The 3,244-nt window shown below is 40.4% G+C and carries 1 protein-coding gene; it reads right to left on the reverse strand.

The genetic code is table 11. The features are described from left to right. Positions 1-32: 32 nt before the first annotated feature. Positions 33-3,002 carry a glycoside hydrolase domain-containing protein gene (locus B2V92_RS07995; protein WP_293306631.1) on the reverse strand — a complete coding sequence of 990 codons (2,970 nt, stop codon included), beginning with the start codon at positions 3,000-3,002 and terminating at the stop codon, positions 33-35. Positions 3,003-3,244: the final 242 nt, after the last annotated feature.

The following is a 3,244-nucleotide window of genomic DNA, read 5'->3' on the forward strand; positions in this document are numbered from 1 at the left end:
GGTTCGTGAAGACACGAACCACTGCTCGGTGATTACTCCACTATCAAAATCAAACCTTTTCCTTTTTCAACAGGAACCGATTTTCCATCAGGATAACTTCCCGCTGTTTGAAATTTATCAATTGCAGGCGCAGTAATTTTAACTTTAGAAGCATCTAAGCCTAATTTGGCCCAATCGATGGTTAAATTAACCTTAACATCGCCATCTGCCCAACTTGCCAAGGCAATCATGGTTTTTCCCTGCTTTTTATATACCGTTGCCAATACTTTAGGGTTATCGGTTTTAACAGGGCAGTTTTCGCTCCAGTAACCGATCATTTCAGATCCTTTGATCCCGAAACTGTCCCAGGCTTTCCATAATGGTTTCGGGTCGCTCTTATCCGACCAGCCCAAACGGCTTGTCATACCATAAATCATTCCGCGCCAAGGGTTGCCATCATCCTGTAGCATTTCGCCCATTAAACCGAATGGAATTCCACTTACTTCGGTCAAAAAGAAATCGGGATTGTTTTTCTGATAATCGAAATATTCGCCAAACCATAAACGGTTTAGGTAAGGAAAATGCTCAAGGTATAAAATGGCACTATTGTTAAAACCATCGCTTTTATTGTATTGGTTTGCCGAATGCAGATCGATAATTCCGGGATGGTTATTTTGCGTTAATACGCGTTTAATTCTTTTCATGGTTACACGGTCGAAGGCCACATCATCCAGATATACCCCATCTATCCCCACATTATTTACCAACCAGTTCATGCCTTCCACATAGTAATTATGCCAACGGTTCATTCCACTGTTAATTACGGCCGCATCTTTAATTTCGGGTACAAACCAGGCGGCGATATAATTCGAATCCAAATGCTCCTGCAACCAGCTAAAACCACCACCTTTTCCGGGCGAATATACTTCGGTACCCAAACTCCGTAAGGCAGGCCACTCGTAAGCATGGTTCGATAACTCGCGAACGGTATTGTAGATTTTTACCTTTAATCCTTTCGAGTGCGCATCATCAATATAACTCTTCATCTTTTTCCATTCAATAAAAGGATAATTGATCCATGGGTTAATCGGTGTGGCATGGTGGATATTCACTACCGTAGCACCGGTTGATTTAATTTTATCTAAATCATCGTATTTATGATAAAAGCGGTTGTCCCACTGGAAATCGGTATTGATTAAATGGAAAGGTGTGATCAACAGGTTGAAATTGTAATACAACACATCTCCCTTTTTCATACTTCTGGCACCTGTAAAATTATCAGATAACATCGAACTGCCTTTCACATTGATCTGGATTCCACCTTTATCCCCATTTCCCCACGATTTTGGCAATAATAAAGGCTTCTGGAGATAGAAATTGGTATTCAGCGGGCGAACGTAGTTTTCGTCTCTTAAATTGTAATAGAGGCCTGCATTTACATTCCCGATCCATACCGCGTCCTGGTTTTTATTGGCCACATCCCATTTCCATTTTACCGTATCAGGTCTAAAGCCACCTTTTTCTCCCAAGCCCATTAAATATTTTGTTGAGCCTTTATCAAATGGGATATGGAAATTGACATTGCTGAACTCCACATCTTTTAATGCCGTAACCTTAATTACATAATGCACATAACCATCAAATTCCAATGCACCTTCCAGATCCATTTTAAGGTTTTCGGAAGTATTCGTTGCCGACCATTTTACCGTTCCGGCTTCTTTACTGGTGATCTGGAAATTACCAGGAACAAATTTTTCCTGTGTTTTTGGTGTATTGTAAAAATGAAAGTGGATCGGTTCTGCCAGAATATTATTTGGTTTTTCGTTATAACCGGTCATTTCTGCGTTAAAGAAAGTCTGGATCTGTTTGGGGAAACCATCGGCATTGATTTCGAATTTTCTGCCCAAAAGCGAGATCACATTTCCTTCAACCGTTAACGGTGTATAAGGCGCTACAACGGTATTGGCCTGCGCAAGGGTAGAATTTAGCCAGGTTAACCGGGTTTGTTTGTTAGGTGTTCCCACACCGGCATCAGCTAAAACTTCGTTGCCAACAGTAATTTTCACATCGATTATTTTCGATTTTCCGTTGGCCTTAACCGTAAATTTACCTGAATACGTTCCTGCAGCAGTGCTTTTTGGAACGTTTACGGTAATCCACATCGGCTGAATTTTGCCCGAGGTTACATTTACCGTTTCAACCAGAGGTTTGTTGTCGTAACTGGTTCCATTGGTATTTAAACAGTTGATATACTTTGAAGAAATAACTTTACCAGTGGCAGTTTTTAAATCACCAAAGCTCACGATGAGGTTCTTTAAATCTTTCAAGGCAAATACGCCAAGTTGAAAGGCATAATTTTCTCCTTTGCCAGCTGTTCCGTTAAATGAAGAAGCTGCACCTTTCTGTACCCAACGGTAAGGCAGGTCGTTTTGCATTTTGATAGAGAATATCCTATCCTCCGGAAATACAATAAAAGCTTCTGATGGATATTTTGCCTTAATTAAATTGGTTTCTTTAGCTGTGGCAATCACTTCCATCGGATAAAAAGAGTTGAATGCATCGATAGATTGGATCTCTGCAACAGCAGCATTTAGCTTAACCTGTTTAGCAGTAGCCAGCCAGGCTGCATCTGCGGGTTTTGGTTTAATGTAAACACCTTTTGGATAATTGCTTCTACCCTCGTTTTTATAGGCAAGATAATAAACATAATACTTGCCTGCGCCTGAGGTTTCGAAATATACATCGGCACTTTCTCTATTCAGATTAGCTGTTCCAACAGCCGAAACCGTTTTACCATTTGCATCCTGAACGATAATTCCTTTTAATTCGGGATGCTCATCCCTCCTGCGCCAATCAATTTTAGCATGGGCAATTTTGCCAGTACCTGTAAACTGGAGTACAACCCTATGGTTACCCAACGAATCGGGATTCCAGGCGTTGTTGCCATTGGTGTATTTTAATATCTGTGCATTAAGGGATAGCTGACTGAGTAAACAGAGCAGTAGAAAAAGCCTAAATTTCATTATCAATTTGTTTTAGGCTAATTTATGTATAGCGGACTGAAATAAAGCTATGTAATGAAAAAATGAGACAAACGTTTGCTTTGTTGGTTCATTTTTTCATTGGTGATTAGTTTATTTGTGCCAGCGGTGTCAGTTGTTACTCTCCACCACCACGGCAATGAACTATAAATCTGAGTTCGATTATTAATATTTGCTCAAAGGTTATCCTGCGGTATTTTTAACCGCGGTCGTCACCCTGAATT

This window comes from Pedobacter sp. UBA5917 (genome assembly GCF_002432345.1).
In the GTDB taxonomy this organism is placed as follows: domain Bacteria; phylum Bacteroidota; class Bacteroidia; order Sphingobacteriales; family Sphingobacteriaceae; genus Pedobacter.